This is a genomic window from Pseudoalteromonas sp. NC201, from assembly GCF_002850255.1.
GTDB lineage: Bacteria > Pseudomonadota > Gammaproteobacteria > Enterobacterales > Alteromonadaceae > Pseudoalteromonas.
In genome coordinates, this window is sequence record NZ_CP022522.1 from 917,549 (window position 1) to 935,441 (window position 17,893).

The following is a 17,893-nucleotide window of genomic DNA, read 5'->3' on the forward strand; positions in this document are numbered from 1 at the left end:
TTGTCTAAATTTTCTGCGCAGTCACACGTGCGTAAGACAGGCCTTATTTGATGCTCAATAATAAGAATGAAAGCCTATTAGGGAAAATAATCTATGAGTATCAGTCAGCTAGTTGCAAGTGCCACGTCTTCAGGTGTGTACCTATATACAGAAGGCGGGCAGCTGAAATATAAATTATCGGTTGCTTCATTTCCTGAAAATCTCAAGCAAGAAATACTGGCAAACAAACAAGAAATTATTCATTTTTTAACAAAGAATGAGATTAATCCTAAGTCAACTATATCTGCGCTGGCATCTCATGACGGTCATTTCCCTCTCTCTTTTGCTCAGCAGCGCCTGTGGTTTATCGATCGCTTTGAAGGGCAGAGTGCACAATACAACATACCTAAGGTGATTAAAGTCGCAGGTGATTTCTCGGTTGATATTGCAGAACGAGCCATTAAGAAATTGATTTGGCGGCATAAAGTATTGCGAACCACTTACGGAGAGGTTGAAGGGGAACCCTTTCAGCAGATAAATCAAGAATTCAAATTTAAGATCAACCGCATTGATCTTTCTGCACTTGAGGCACAGTATCAACAACGTAAATTAGCTGAGTTGATCCGATATGATGCAGAAAAGAGTTTTGACTTGGCAACTGAGCTAATGCTACGGGTGAGTTATATTATAGCTGGCCCAGATAACCAAAATACTCTGTTATTTAATATGCATCACATCGCCTCTGACGGCTGGTCGATGAATATATTTGTACGTGAGTTTGTTGCTGAGTATCAAGCGCTGCAAATGGGACAAGAAACCAGACTTACTCCATTGGCTATCCAATATATTGACTTTGCTGTGTGGCAACGGCAGTGGCTAACAGAAAGTCGCTTAGCGGAGCAGTTACGTTACTGGCGACAGCAGTTATCAGGTGCTCCGTTATTGCATCGTTTACCTTTGGATTATCCTCGCCCAGAGCGCAAAGGTAATGAGGGAGCCAGAGTGTTCAGTCGCTATTCTACTGCGGCTATAGAGGCTTTTGCCATGCGCCATGGAATGACCCCCTTTATGGTTTTTCATGCAGCCCTGAGTATTGTACTTTGCCGTCACAGTAACCAATCAGAGTTTATTGTTGGGACTCCGTTTGCAAATAGACAAAACACAGCACTGGCACCGCTAATTGGCTTTTTTGTCAATACCCTAATTTTAAAGTCATCTATCAAACATGATACTGTCGCTGCATTTTTAACTCATATTCGTGATACCAATTTAGCCGCGCAAAGCTATCAAGACTTACCGTTTGAGCAGATTGTAGAGCATTGCCAAGTTGAGCGTAGCGTGCAGCATACTCCTATTTTCCAAGTGATGCTGAGTATGTTTCAGGGTGAGTCGTCAAGCAAGCCGAGCCTATCCCTTCAGGGAGTGGAGTTCGAGGAAGTCTTATCAGATAACATTACTACCAAGTATGACTTAGACATCAGCATTTCCCTGTCCGAATCTGGCTGCAAACTCACTTGGGTCTATGATACCGAGTTATTTAATGAAGAAACCATAACTCAATTTGATAGGCACTTCGGTAATGTTTTGGACAACCTTCTAACGCAACCTGTGGAGCAGCCCTTAGTAGAGTTGGAACTCTTAAGTGAGCGAGAGCGGTCTTATTTGCTCACGGAGTTGAATAGTACAGCTCAGGATGTTGAGGTGCCGAGCTGTTTATTGCATGAGTTGTTTGAGCGTCAAGTAAAGAGTCAACCGGATGCGGTGGCGGTAGAAACCGCCAGTGAAAGTATCAGCTATGGTCAGCTCAACCAACGTGCAAACCAATTGGCACGACAACTACAGCATCAAGCAGTGCAGCTAGGAGATGCGGTAGGGATATTGCTAACGCGCTCGGTGAATATGGTTGTGGCAGTGTTGGCAGTATTAAAAGCTGGAGGACGCTATGTCCCACTGGACCCTAATTATCCCAAACAGCGACTGGAGTATATTGTTGCAGATACGCAGTTGCAGCATGTTATTTGTAACGAGCATACTCAAGGGCTATTGGATATCGCAGGTGTCACTCTGTGGCAGCTAGACGCAACTAAACTACAGCAGGACTTAGCACAACAGTGTAGAGACAACTTAGGCCGTCATCCGCAAGCTACGAGCGACCAGCCAAGTTACCTTATTTATACATCAGGCTCGACAGGTAAGCCAAAAGGGGTAGTGATAGCGCACAGGAATGCGTTGGCGATGGTGCAGTGGGCAGGAGAGTTTTATCAGCCGGAAGAGTTAGCGGGGGTGTTGGCAAGTACGTCACTTAACTTCGACTTATCGGTGTTTGAGTTATTCGTTCCACTGAGCTTTGGTGGCAAAGTAATCTTAGTGGAAAACATTCTGACTCTGCTAAACGAAGACATAGCGGGTATTAGTCTAATTAATACAGTGCCGTCGGGAATAGATGCATTGCTGGCGGCGCAGCGGCTTCCTAGCTCGGTTCTGAGTGTCAACTTGGCAGGAGAGCCACTGGCACAGACAGTAGTAGAGAAGTTATTTAGTGGGCGAGAGTTACGGCGAGTTGTGAACTTGTATGGACCGTCAGAGGATACGACGTACTCCACTTACTATGAAATGACAGCGGCACCGGAGCAGGCCCCAAGAATAGGTCGTCCGGTGTCCAATACGCAGGCTTACGTACTGGGAGAACAAGGAGAGCTGTTACCGTTTGGAGTAACGGGTGAGTTGTATTTAGGTGGTGCGGGCGTGGCTTGTGGTTATCTTAATCAGCCACAGCTAACGGCACAGCGTTTTATTCCAGACCGCTTTAGTCACAACACAGATGCACGACTTTATCGTACAGGAGACTTAGTTCGATATGACCAACAAGGAGAGTTGTGTTTTATAGGGCGCGTTGACGAGCAGGTGAAGTTACGAGGTTTTCGTATTGAGCTTGGGGAAATAGAGCATCACCTAAATAGCCATGATGCAGTAATAGAATCGCTAGTGTTAGTGGTAGAAGAGGCAGGAGAGGCGCAGTTACAGGCTTACGTTCGAACAGAAGAAGCGACGGGTTTGGCACAGCAGCTACGTGAGTATCTACGGGCATTACTACCAGAGTACATGCTGCCAAGTCGCTACATTGCGGTATCACAGTGGCCGCTATCCCCGAACGGTAAAATTGACAAAAATGCGCTAAAACAATTGCATAGTAACACTGAGCTCGAGGCCTTTATAGCACCAAGAAATGCCACAGAGGAGCAGTTATTACTCATTTGGCAGCGATTGCTCAAAAACGACGCGATTGGTATTAATGACCACTTTTTTACCGTAGGAGGGGATTCAATTATAGCAATTCAATTGGTTGCTATGGCTCGGGAAGTGGGGCTCCATATAACTTTAAAAGAAGTTATGCAGTTACCTACGGTTGCTGATCAGGCATTGGTGGTTAAAGCAAGTAAAGAAGTGAGTGCTGAACAATCTCCCCTAAGCGGAGAATTTAGGCCTTTACCTATTCAATTGAGATTCTTACAACGCTCAAAAGGGGCGGCTGTACATCATTATAATCAGTCTATCTTATTGCAAGTGCCTATTGAGTTATCGCAAGATTTTCTAAGACAAGCAGTTTCATGTTTACTTGATAGGCATGACGCGTTGAGATTACGGTTTACTCACAAATCAATAGGGTGGATGGGCGAGTTTATTGCGCTTGAACAAATTGATATTAATCGGGTTGTACAGAATGTTTTCGTTGCTGATTGGTCGGCTGAGGCCGTAACTGAAATTGCTGCTGCAGCACAGTCTGGGTTTAATATTTCAAAAGGTGAGTTATTTAAAGCAGTCTTAATCTCAGGTAAAAGTGAAGCTCGGTTGTTACTTGTAGCGCATCACCTGGTCGTAGATGGTGTTTCTTGGCGAATTTTGGTACAAGATTTACAGCGTCTTTGGTGTCAGCATCAACGCCAAGAGATACCTCGGTTACCAGCAAAAACCTCATCTATAAGGCAGTGGAGTGATACCTTAGCGCTTCATTACGACGATTTCCAAGCGCAACAAGTCTTTTGGCTTGCCCAATTAGCCGCTGAAAATACCATGATGCCTTTATCTGAGAGTGAAATAGAGCCCTGTTTACGCAGTGAAAGTGAAATCGTTAAGCTACAGCTTACCCACTCAGTAACTCGTCAACTCCTAGGAAGTGCAAACCAAGCTTATCGCACGCAAGTAGAGGATTTATTGTTAAGTGGGCTGTATTTAGCGCTACAGCAAACATTTGCGGTATCGCAAGTCGCAGTTGCACTGGAAAGCCATGGTCGGGATCCTATCTCTGATGATGTGGATCTCAGTGAAACAGTAGGTTGGTTTACTTCACTTTATCCACTATTACTTAGTTCAGAGGGCACAGGGCTTACAGAAGTAATTATTGCTGTAAAAGAACGGCGTAGGGTTATTTCTGAGTCGAACGTTGGCTTTGGAACACTAAAATACTACTCCCAAACTTCTGAGTGTTCGCATTTTGAACAAGCGGATCCTTTTGTGCTATTTAACTATCTTGGACAAATTGAGATAAATGCAGAGCACGAGCATGGGGATTTTTCTCTCGCTAATGAAAGTATGGGGTCAAATCTACACGAGCAAGCTTTACGGGAGTTTGCTATTGCGATCAATGGCCAAGTGAGTGAAGGCTTACTGCATTTGATGATTGACTATAGTGTTGCGCAGTTTAGTCCAGAGACTATGGTTGCTCTTAAAAATAATTTAGCTATGGCGTTGCAGGATATTGCTAATCACTGTGAAGGCCGAATGCCGATGTTAACAACCTCTGATGTCCCTCATGTCGAATTACAACAATCTCAGCTTAATGAATGGCAGAAACGCTTTGGTACACTCATTAATATCTTTCCTGCAACACCATTACAGCATGGAATATTCTTTCAAAGTCAAATTGATAAAAAAGCCTACTTAACCCAAGTTGTAAATCAAATCAGTGGCGAATTGAACATCAAGGCGATGGAGCTAGCATGGCAATATGTGACTAATCGGCATGAAATATTGCGAAGCGGCTTTGCTATAGAAAAAAGTAGCCTTTATCGCTTTGTGCTTGCACCAGATATTAAAGTTCCTGTGCGCTTTTTAGATTGGAGCGACTTGAGTGATGAGCAGCGCCACAGCGCATTTATCACGTTGCGTGAGCAAGACCGAGAAATGGCAATGCCACTCAATGAAGCGCCTTTGCATAGAGTTACTATCGTGCGCTATGGCTCCATGCAGCATCAATTACTTTGGACACATCATCACCTAATTTTAGATGGTTGGTGTCTGCAAACCGTTTACCAAGAACTATTGCAAAGCTATTTGTCTTTTGCTAACTCGCAACCCTTATCGTTACCGAAACCGATCCCACTGGATGGTTACTATGATTGGTTGCAGAGTAAAGATAAGCAAAGTGCTCTTGACTATTGGCATACTTACTTGCATGACTTTGACTCGCCCACCGCATTGTTAGAAAGCCAAAATTTAGACGTTCAATCAGGCTATGTTGAGCGACAATGGCAAATAAGTACGAGTCTGTCGCAAAAGCTACGAGTACTTGCCAGTGAAGCCAAGGTGACTCTCAATGCTGTCATACAGTGGGCTTGGGGATACTTGTTACAGCGTTACAGTGGTGACCAAAAGGTATTGTTTGGTACTGTAATTTCAGGTCGGCCATCTGAGGTACAAAACATTGAAAAGATGGTTGGGTTATTCATAAACACCATACCTGTAAAAGTTGATTTTGTTCCATCAACGGATCTTAAAGCTCAGCTTAAGCAATTACATGAAAGCCAGTTGCAAAGTCAAGAACACGGCTTTTTAACTTTGCCAGAGATCCGGCAACAAACAGCGATTGCCGCTGAGGTTGAGTTGTTCGATAGTATTGTAGTGTTTGAGAACTATCCTACTGAGAGCAATAGCAGTGTAGCGAATAATACCAGCGATGTTGTTATCAATAGTAGTGAGACGGCAGAGTATAGTGCTGTGCCGTTGACTTTTATTGTGAATGATAGTGAACACTTACAGCTTACATTGGGATATCGTAAAGAGCGTTTCAGCGATAACACCATAGCGCAAATGCAATATCATCTTGATGCCATCTTTTCTCAGCTTGCGGATGGTCAAGGTGTGGGTGAAATTTCACTGTTATCGACGTCTGAGCAACATTTACTGGCGCAGCAACATGATACTTTCTGTTCCCACAATTTAGCTTTACTACCGCATCAATATGTTGACCACTTTGCACAGGTAACACCTAACAGCATCGCCGTTCTTGATACTCAAGAAACGTTGACATATCAGCAGTTAAATCAGGCAGCGAACCGATTGGCTCGTTTGCTACAGGCTCAGGGAGTAATGCAAGAATCCTTCGTGGCTTTGTATCTTGAACGTCACTGTAGCATGGTTATTGCAATTTTGGCGGTGTTAAAGGCGGGTGGCGCTTATGTACCTATTGACCCGAGTATGCCGGACGCGCGCAGTAGTGCAATCTTAGACCAGCTGGGTGATGTACAAGTATTGACCCAACAGCACTTAGCGGAAGCTGAGTGTTTGCAATCACATCAAGTGACTGTGATCGATAGCGAAGCGACGCTAGATACTCTCTTCCAGTATAGAGCAACGACTCCTAGTACCTTTGAATTAAGCGCGACAAATCTTGCGTATATGATTTTTACGTCAGGTACAACAGGACAACCAAAAGGGGTGATGGTTGAGCATCAAGCCTTGTTGAATCGTGTACTGTGGATGCAAAAGCAATATGGACTGAAAGCCAGTGATAAAGTGCTGCAAAAGACGCCTTATGGTTTTGATGTTTCGGTCTGGGAGTTTGTTTGGCCTTGGACCGTTGGCGCAAGTATTGTTCTAGCTAAACCCGAGGGTCACAAAGAGCCTAAGTATCTAGCAGAGTTGATACAGCGACAAGGCATTACTCATTGTCACTTCGTACCTTCAATGCTGCAAGCATTTATGCAGCATGCAGAGTTATCGCAGTGCCAAACACTGAAACAGGTATTTTGTAGCGGTGAGGCATTAACGCGCGATCACCGAGAACAGTTTATACGAGCGTCATCCGCTCAGTTACATAACTTATATGGCCCGACAGAAGCAGCAATAGATGTAAGTTATTGGGATTGTAGTAAAACCACCTCGGCCCCGAGTGTTCCCATTGGTTATGCTATTGATAACATTAACTGTGTAGTAGTGAGTCCGGATTTTGCTGAGCAGCCTATCGGTATTCCAGGAGAGTTACTCATATCTGGGATTGGCTTGGCTCGAGGTTACTTTCAGCAGGAACAGCTCACTGCGGAGAAATTTATTACGGTGAGCTTAGCAAACCGTTCTCAGCAGAGATATTATCGCACGGGCGATTTGGTCCGTCGTTTAGAATGTGGAGCTCTGGAGTTCCTTGGTCGTTTAGATCATCAAGTTAAAATCCGTGGTTTGCGTGTAGAGCTAGGAGAGATCCAAGCTGCGATTGCAGGCTGTGATGAAGTGGAAGAAGCATTTGTCAGTGTGCAGGAGTTACAAGCTGGTGAACAGCTTATCGCATTCTGTGTTACATCATTGGACAGTGCTGAACTTTCAGCTGTGATACCTAAGTTGCTGGCATCTACCTTACCGAACTACATGATACCTGCAACCTATATCGCATTGACTGAATTACCAGTCACTGTTAACGGCAAACTTGACCGTAAAGCACTATACAGCATGGTGACGGCCCAGCCTCAGATTGAATATGTTCCAGCACATACGGCAACAGAAGTTGCTCTAGAGGAAGTCTGGCGAGAGTGTTTAGGTATCACAGAACCCCTCAGTACCGTGCAGTCTTTCTTTGCTCTAGGCGGAAATTCGCTTCATGCCATGAGTATCCTCGATCGTGTCCAATCGCACTGGGATTACCCTTTTGAAATTGCAGACCTGTTTGCCTTCCAAACAATCAAAGAATTAGCACAGTTTATTGATGCAACACAGTCCCAGTATAGCTCAGAACAGCAGGAGCTAGAGGCGGATAGTGAGGCCTTTGAAGAAATGGAGTTTTAACCCAATGATTGATTTGCTTAATCAACTACAACAAAAAAATATTCAGCTATCTTCTGACTCCGGTACTTTAAAGGTGAAAGCACCAAAAGGTGCCATGACTGCTGAGTTAGCAGAGCAAGTAAAAACGCACAAAGAACAGTTATTGCACTTTCTTGAGAGAAAGCAGCAAGGGAGGTCAGTGGCGAGTATCCCCTTGTGTGCCATAGATCGTAGTGGTGCGATCCCAGCGTCATTTTCACAACAACGGCTGTGGTTAATCGATAAGCTAGAAGGTAGTCAACATTATAATGTTGCAGCAGCACTGGCCTGTGATGGGGTACTGGATATTGCAGCCATAGAAGCCAGTCTAACCCAAATAGTTGCCCGCCACGAGGCCTTAAGAACCTGTTTCGAAGCCCACGATGGAGTGTGTATGCAGCGGGTAATGCCAGCCCGAGCGGTGACGGTAGAAGTGGTGAATTTGGTTGATTGTGGTGAAGATGAAGTGCAGCGGCAAGTGGATGATGCGGCACGAGAAGTTTTTGACCTAAGCCAAGATTTAATGTTGCGTACAAAAATCATCAAACAGTCTCAAACACGGCATATTTTGTTGTTCACGTTGCATCACATCGCATCGGATGGTTGGTCAATGCAGCTATTAATAAAAGAGTTTAATGCATTTTACCAAGCTGCGATAACAGGCGGGGAAGCGGATGTGCCTGAATTACCGGTCCAATATGGAGATTACGCGTACTGGCAACAGCAACAGTTAACGGAGCAAAACAAAGCACAGTTGTTAAGGTATTGGCAGGCTAGGTTGTCGGGCATGCCGAGCTTACACGGATTGCCATTAGATAAGCCGCGACCAGCCAAGCAAGAATTTACCTCTGGATATGTGCGTAGTCGGATAGGCAAAGAGACATTGGCAGGGTTACAAGCGCTAACGCAAAGCGCAGGTGTCACGTTATTTATGGTACTGCAAGGTGCTTTTGCGGTGTTATTGAGCCGCTTAAGCGGTGAGTCGGACATCGTCTTAGGCGTACCGACAGCGGGGCGTAGTGAGAGTGAATTGTCGCCATTAATAGGGTTTTTTATCAATACCTTGGTGAGTCGAACACAGGTTGATTTAGCGCAGCCATTTACGGCGTTATTGGCGCAGATAAAGGCAGATACGCTGGCAGATTATCAGCATCAAGGGCTCCCTTTTGAGCTGTTGGTAGAGGCATTAAACCCAGATAGAAGCTTAGCATATAACCCCTTGTGTCAGGTTAAGTTGGTGCTACAGAACCATCGCAGCAGTGACGATGAAGGGTTGAGTTTGGGAGAGGCGAGGCTGAAACCACTCCAACAAAGTCAAGAGCAGGTACGGTTTGATTTGGATTTGACTTGCTCGGAGGGAGAAGGCGAGTTGCTATGCCATTGGCGGTATCAACAGAGCTTGTTTACAGAAGCGACGATAGCGGCGTATGCCCGTAGCTTTGAGTATCTATTGGAGAGTATCGCGAAGGGAGCCCAAGGTAGCTGCAAAAGTTTAGCCTTGTATGACGATGAAATGCGTCAAAGCTTGATAGAAGAGAGCGTAGGTGCGGCCTGTGATTATCGGCGAGGAGAAAGTGTAGTAGAGCAGTTTGCGAGACAAGCCCAGCAGACGCCGGAGAGAATAGCGGTACGGGATGAATCACACGCACTGAGCTATGGAGAGCTGTACAGTCGCGTGAATCAGTTGGCACATTACCTTCAAGAGCAGGATATAGGGGTAGGAGAGCGAGTTGCGTTGGTGATGACGCGAGATGTCACGCTCTTGGTGGCGATGCTAGGGGTGATGGCGACGGGTGCGAGCTATATCCCATTGAGCCCGGATAATCAGACGGCACGTTTAGCAGATATATTTAACGATGCGGATGTGACTCAGGTTTTGGTATCGACATGTTTATTAGAAATTTTACCGGTTTCAGGGGTAGATGTGTTAATGCTGGATGAGGATGAGTGGGGCTTATCGGGTTATGACAGCCATCCGGTGGGAGTGACACATACCTTAGCGGATAGCGCCTATGTGATTTATACGTCAGGGTCGACGGGTAAGCCAAAGGGGGTGGAGGTAAGTCACAGAGGATTAATAGATTACTGTGGCTATGGTCTAAAAGCGTACTATCAAGAGCAGTTGACAGGAAGCTATGTGTTGACGTCGCATGCATTTGATATAGGCGTTCCGAGTTTATATTTGCCTCTTTTGGTGGGAGGGTGCGTGAACTTAGCGCCTTGGGGAGAGGAGTTGGAGGGATTAGTCGAGCGGTTACGAGGGAGCTCAGAGGCGAGTTTATATCGTTTGACGCCGATGCATTGTGAGGCATTACTTGAATTGCTGAATGGGGATAAGGTCAGCGGAGCGCATGTTCTGGTGATAGGAGGGGAGACGCTAACGGAGGGGCTGGCTGCGCGGTTGCAAGATACCTTTAGTGAAAGTCAACTTTATAACCACTATGGTCCGACGGAAACGGTGGTAGGTTGTAGCTTATATGATGCAAGCGCGCATTTAAGGGCAGGGGATTCAACGCGAGAAGAGATACCGATAGGGTATGCGATGGCGAACACAGGGCTGTATGTCGTTGATGCAGGGGGTGAGCTGCAAGCGAAAGGAGGCGTAGGAGAGCTTTATGTTGGAGGGCCTTGCGTAGCGAAAGGATATGTTGGAGATCCGGACAGGACGGCGGCGTCATTTGTGTATGTTCCTTGGTTGGCGGATACGAGGTTGTATAGAACAGGAGACAGGGTACGGCGCTTGGAGTCGGGAGCGTTGGTATTTTTGGGAAGGAAGGATGAGCAAGTCAAGCTGCGGGGATATCGTATAGAGCTTGGAGAGATAAGGAGTGTTTTGGCACAGCAAGCAGCGGTGAAACAGGCGGCGGTGTTGGTGCAAGGAGAGGGTGCGGATGCGACGTTGGTGGGTTATGTTGTTGCAGAAGGAGAGGTAGTAGATGAAGGCATTTTTATAGCGGAGTTAGAGCGTGCGTTATCGGCGCGTTTAGCCAGTTATATGTGTCCGAGTCGTTGGTGTTTGCTAGATGCTTTGCCGTTGACGGCGAATGGTAAGCTGGATAGGGGTGCGCTACCGAGCGAGATTGGGGAGATAGGGCAGGAATATGAAGCGGCGGAGAATAGTGTAGAGCGAGCGCTGGTAGAGATATGGGCAGAGGTACTGCGACAACCACTAGAGGAGTTAAGTGTAACGGGTGATTTCTTTAGGTTAGGGGGAAATTCTCTGTTAGCAGTGAAAATAATCAGCGAGATTAACGCTCGTTACAAGCTGCAGTTGGGTCTCAAAGAACTCTTTAGTTATCCTAGTATTCGCCGCTTAGCGGTACTTATGCAGCAATCTGGTTTGGGAGAAAACAACCCAGAGATCCCAGCGTTACCTCGAGATGGTCAAGCCCTACCGCTATCTTACGCACAACAGCGTCTTTGGTTTATTGAGCAATTAGCAACTCAACCAAACGCACAATTCAATATGCCATTGGCGTTAAGAATCCGTGGCCAATTAGAGACTAATACCCTTGAGCAGGCCATCGCAGCAGTTATTAAGCGTCACGAGATACTAAGAACAGTATACCAGCTCGATCAAGATGGCGAACCCCAACAAGTTATATTGCCAGCATTTGCGCCACGGATAACAACGCTTGAGTTAAATGGCAGTGAGCAAGAAAAGCTTAATCAGGCACACGCTAATGTCGCAGCCCAAGCCTTGCAGCCGTTTAACTTACAAAGTGACCACATGTTAAAGGTTCAGTTGTTGCAACTTGGCAAGCATGATTATGTATTGGCCATTGTGGTGCATCATATTGCTTGCGACGGTTGGTCATTGAATATTCTTCTTAACGATATCATGGCATTCTATGACGCGATAAGCTCAGCGCAAGCACCCACTCTGGAGCCATTGACGATACAGTATGCAGACTTTGCAAGTTGGCAACGTCGTTACCTAGGTGGAGAGCGGTTGCAACACGGACTTGATTTTTGGCTGAGTCATCTAGATCAAGCGCCGCCATTACATAGTATTCCCCTAGACCGTAATCGAGCTCCTGATCAGTTCAGCGGAGCAAGAGTAGATAGAACCATTGCACCAGATATCGTTAATGAACTAGAGCTATTTGCTCAGCAGCACCAAAGCACTCTGTTTATGCTCTTACAGACTATGTTCGCGGTTACTGTAGGTAGATTCAGTCGTGAGCAGGATGTTGTAATGGGGATGCCTGCGGTCAATCGTAATAATAAGTCCTGTCAGAATATGATTGGCTTATTTCTAAATACACTAGTCGTGCGTACTCAGTTTGATACACAACAACCCATCGGTGAATTGCTGCGCAAAGCCAAGCAAACCCATATGGAGATACATGCTCACAGTGAGGTTCCGTTTGAATTACTAGTCGAACAATTGAATCCAGAGCGTTCCTTGACACATGCTCCTATCTTTCAGTTGTTTATCAATATGGCCAATGAACAACTAGCATTGTCAACAGAAAGCCAACTCGAAGTGAGTGCTTTTTCCGCACAGCAAGAGTTTGACAGTAAGTACGACATTACTTTATATCTGCGACCGACTCACTCAGGGTTGAAGTTTATTTTTGCTTACAATGCGGCATTGTTTGACTGCTCAACCATTACTGCTTTGGCGAATGAATTTAGTAGTACGTTGTATCAGGTTGCAGCAAATCCACAACTTAACGTTGCACAGCTTAAGTGGTCGCAACCTCTAAAAGAGAATGCCGCAGTTACTCTTTGTGAGCATGAAGTCAGCTCAGTTCATCAATTATTTGAACTTAATTTGAGTAAGCACGCAGCTAGTGGTGCATTACATTATGCAGAGCAAAAGCTGTCATTTGAAGAGTTAAACGAACAGTCCAACAAGTTGGCTCATTATCTGATTAAGCAACATGCTATCAGTAAGGGTCAAACGGTAGGTATACATTGCCAGCGAAACGCCACGCGGATAATCGCTATGCTTGCTGTATTAAAGGCAGGAGCAACACTGGTTCCATTGTCTGTTGAACTGCCTGCATCACGATTGAAGTTGCAAGCAGAAGATGCAGACATTACTTTGCTATTACATGATGAGCAAACAGAGGCATCATTTTTTGGGCGCGCAACATTGGACTGTAGCAGTCTATTGAGAGAAAGCACGCTGGACCAATACAGCGGAGAAAATCCAGACGTTGAAGTCTTTAGTGATGATATTGCGCACATTATCTACACCTCGGGCTCGACGGGTAAGCCCAAAGGGGTGTTAGGGACTCACGGTGCTGTAGTTAACAGAGTCAGTTGGATGTTACAGCGTTTTCCACTGGCCTCAAATGAAGTAACCGTGATGATGACCTCAATGGCGTTTATACGCGGTATGTGGGAGTTTTACGTCAGCTTAGCTGCAATCAAACCCGTTGTTTTATTGCCACGAGAGCAGGTGAAAGATAACAATTTATTCGTCGCAGCTATTGAAAAACATAAAATCACCAGAATAGTTACTACGCCTTCTCATTTGCAGAGTTTAGTAATATCGGAAGCGCAGTATCGCTCGACGCTTAGCAGTTTGCGCTACTGGTTTATTAGTGGTGAAGCACTGTCTTTGAGCCTTGCTGAGCGATGCTGTAAATGGCTGGATGAAGTGGAGTTTTATAACCTTTACGGCTCCACCGAGGTTATGTCCGATGTTCTATACAGTAATATTAAAGAGGATGTCGCACGAGGTGTCATAACACTCGGACAGGCGATAACCAACAACCACGTATTACTCGTTGATGAGCAACTACAACGTGTTCCTACGGGAGCTGTAGGTGAGGTTTTGGTTGTGGGTAGTAATGTGGCAGCAGGGTATTTGTTACGCCCAGAACAAACGAAAGCCGCGTTTGTGGAGTATGATGGTCAACGCGCATACCGAACCGGTGACTTGGCAAAGTATCTCGCTGACGGTCGCTTGGTTGGTTTGGGACGTAAAGATAAGCAAGTTAAGATTCGTGGGTTCCGAGTTGAAGTGGATGAAATCGCCAGTCTACTGCGCAACCGCCCTGAAGTTGATGATGCGATCGTACTGGTCAAAGGCACTGAACTACAACAACGGTTGATTGCTTATCTTAATGTTGGTTGTCGAGCTGTTAAACCGTCACAGCTTGAACAGATTAAAGTCTATTTAAGTGATCATTTACCTGATTATATGGTTCCTAGTCACTTTGTTACCGTCGAAAATTGGCCTCTCACTATCAATGGTAAACTACAATACAGCGCCTTGCCTGAACCCACTTACCAAAATGATCAGATGCAAGTTGTTCCGAGTACAGAGACAGAGCGTCAGCTCCTAGAAATCTGGCAAGGTCTATTAAATGTGACAACAATCGGTGTTACAGATAGCTTTTTTGCGTTGGGCGGACATTCGCTTTTAGCAACTCGTTTGGTTAGCCAAGTTGAGGCGACTTTTGGCTTGACGATAGCGTTGAAAGCAGTTTTTGAAAACAGCACGATTCAATTGCTAGCGCAGCATATAGATAATCATGGTAAAGCCAGTCTGGGGGCAATAACACCGGCACCTAAAGGAAAGCAGATCCCACTTAGTTATGCTCAACAGCGTCTATGGTTTGTCGAGCAAGTAAGTCCTAGTAATCAGTACAATATGCCACTAGCGTATCAAGTAACAGGAAAGTTTGCACTGCAAGTGGCAGAGCAAGCGTTGCAGTATTTAGTAAATCGGCACGCGGTACTTAGAACTCAATATCAATTTGATGGCCAAACGGCATATCAAGAAGTGCAAGAAAGCTGGCAAGTCAGGCTGACGGTTTCTGATCTAACTCATTTATCTGAGCAACAACAAAAAGATAGCATTATTGATCTGCTACGTTCTTTCTATCAACGAGTATTCGTACTCGAAGAACAACCGCCATTTGAAATCCATTATATCTGCCGAAGTAGCGAACAGGGGATACTGTTGTTTAATCTCCATCATATAGCTGCAGATGCATGGTCTATGGGTATCTTGATGTCTGAGTTTATCCATTGTTACCAGGCTATCGAGGCGGGAGTTGATCCGCAGTTACCTGCATTGAGTATTCAATATAGTGATTTTGCGTACTGGCAACGACAGCGATTGGATGATGTATTTTTAGCTGAGCAATTAGCATATTGGCGTACACAACTACAAGATGTGCCAAGCATCCATAACCTGCCATTGGACAGGCCTCGACCTTCAGTCAGAGCACAGCAAGGAGCAATTTATGAGAGTTGTTTATCTGGCGAAATAGTTCAGCAATTAGAGAAAGTGGCGAGTCAGCATAATGTATCGATGTACATGCTATTTCATGCAGCCTTGGCATTTTTAGTTAGCAAATTAAGTGGACAGCAGGATGTGGTTATTGGTTGCCCTATCGCCAATCGAACGAATGTTGAAGTTGAGCCACTAATAGGACTATTTGTAAATACTCTGGTTCTGCGAACTCAAGTACAGCAAGAGAGTTTTAATGGACTTCTAGAGCATATTCGTACGGTCAATTTGGACGCTCAAGCACATCAAGATGTGCCATTTGAGCAACTCGTAGATTTATGTAAGTTACTACGCACTAGCAGTCACACGCCACTAGTACAAGTTGTTTTGAACTTGAACAATATCGGCCAATCTGTTGCGGGGATTGAAGGGCTGGAATTTACCCCGTTAGAACAACAAAGCACGATTGCTAAAACTGACTTGAATCTTGGTGTGGTATTTGCCGGAGGAAAGTGGGTCATCAACTGGACCTATGATGTTGCGTTATTTGATGCAGATACGATTGAGCGATTCTCGAGCTACTTTATACGTATCCTTCATCAAGTTGCACACAATCCACGGATCGCATTAAGTGATATCGATCTGCTCAATGAGCAAACACAGCAAGCATTAGTGGCAATGAGCCGAGGGCCAGAGCTTGCACCAACAAGGATACAACAAGTTCATCAGTTTCTTGAGTACCAGGTAACACGAACTCCAGAGGCGATTGCACTGGTTTCTGATACACAGAGCTATAATTATCAGGAGCTAAATTCAGCTGTTAACAAGCTATCCAACTACTTACTCAAATTGGAGTTACCGCGTCAAGCAACGGTTGGGATCTGCATGGAGAGATGTAGTGATATGGTAATTGCAATGTATGCAGTTGCTAAAGCTGGTTTAGTTTTCACGCCTTTGGATCCGGAGCAGCCACAAGCGCGACGTGCATTTATTATTAGCAATGCAAAAGTTCATTTAGTGCTGAGTCATCAGCAATTTGAGCCCATATTGCGACAAATCCCAGCACTGGCCGTCGCCTATATTGATAGTGTTGCGACCAATCAATTAATCACACAATGCTCAAACATAAATCCAGAAATTGGAGGTCACAATACGGATTTGGCTTATATCATGTATACCTCTGGTTCAAGTGGCGAACCTAAAGGTGTACAAATTGAGCATCGGCAAATCATCGCTGCAACACAGAGTCGTCTAGATGCTTATCGAGTACCAGCAGGGCGCTTCTTGTCTCTTTCATCTATCTATTTTGACTCTTGTTTATTAGGTATTTTTTCAGTGTTAGCACAAGGTGCTGAACTACATATCGTCAAAGATAGTGATGTGGTCGATATTGGAGCCGTTTACCGGTACATCATGGCAAGTGATATTACTCACTTGGCGATTTTACCGACAATGTATCGGGCGTTATTACAGTATGCCAACCTAATGGCTGCGCTACCAAGCCAGCTAAGATTAGTGATCACTGGTGGAGAAGGAGTAGAGCAAGATCTTCAACAGTTGCATTTTGAAAGCCAATGGAGTCAGGGGGCTCGATTTTTTAACGAATATGGGCCAACAGAGGCGACAGTTTGGAGTAGTCACTATGAAATCAAAGCGGATGATAGCTTTCAGGTTGCACCTATTGGTCGTCCGGCGGGTCATGTCAACCTTTACGTAATGGATCATTATGGGCACCTAACACCACAAGGTTGTGAGGGGGAGTTGCACATTGGTGGAGTTGGTGTGGCAAGAGGCTATATGGACAATGCTGAGCTTACCAATGGACATTTTTTCTCAAGACAACTCTACAGCGGAGAATCAGAGCGACTATATCGAACTGGTGATGTGGTGCGTTATAACAAGCATGGTGATATAGAGTTTGTAGGTCGTAAAGATAACCAAGTAAAAATACGTGGCTACCGTGTCGAGCTAAGTGAGATAGAACAACAGATCTTACACCACCCTGATGTACTCGATTGTGTCACAAAAGTGTGGCAGGAGCAGGGAGAAGAAAAGCTCCTTATTGCATACTTACAGATCCGCGAACGACAGTCCGAACAGGCGGTTGTTGCAGCAGTTAAAAAACAACTGGCTCAAACACTACCCAGTTACATGCAACCCAATGCGATAACGAGTATTGGTCATATACCTGTCAATCGTAATGGTAAGGTAGATAGAAAGGCGTTGCCTAAACCTAACCTTGCAGCACTAACCGGTGAATATTCGCCTGCGCAAAATAATACGCAGAAAAAGCTGCTGACCATCTGGGCCGAACTACTGCACTTATCGGCAGAGGAGATCAGCATTAATGCCGACTTCTTTGAACTGGGTGGACATTCGCTATTAGCGGTACAACTAGTGACCAAAGTTAATGAAACCTTTCCTGTTGACTTATCTATAAAAGAAATTTTTAGCTCACCCGTACTATGCGATTTGGCTGACCAAGTTGATGCTTTACTTCATTTAGATGAAGACGAGCTCGCGGCCGCTGAAGCTGAGCTAGCAGATATGTCTGATGAAGAAATAGAAAAGCTTTATCAGGAGCTGTGTGACGAGTAACGGCTACTTTGAATTATCGTCACCTCCGGATATAGCGCATAACAAAAT

General features: G+C 45.2%; 2 protein-coding genes. Both read left to right on the forward strand.

The features are described from left to right. Positions 1–93 precede the first annotated feature (93 nt). A complete protein-coding gene (locus tag PNC201_RS03725) occupies positions 94–8,031 on the forward strand; it encodes a non-ribosomal peptide synthetase (RefSeq protein WP_102056217.1) in 7,938 nt (2,645 codons plus the stop codon). 4 nt (positions 8,032–8,035) lie between these two features. Continuing rightward, positions 8,036–17,845 carry a non-ribosomal peptide synthetase gene (locus PNC201_RS03730; protein ID WP_102056218.1) on the forward strand — a complete coding sequence of 3,270 codons (9,810 nt, stop codon included), beginning with the start codon at positions 8,036–8,038 and terminating at the stop codon, positions 17,843–17,845. Positions 17,846–17,893: the final 48 nt, after the last annotated feature.

Coding starts and splice junctions, on each gene's coding strand:
- PNC201_RS03725 (WP_102056217.1), top strand. CDS start 94: ATGAGTATCAGTCAGCTAGTTGCAAGTGCCACGTCTTCAGGTGTGTAC.
- PNC201_RS03730 (WP_102056218.1), top strand. CDS start 8,036: ATGATTGATTTGCTTAATCAACTACAACAAAAAAATATTCAGCTATCT.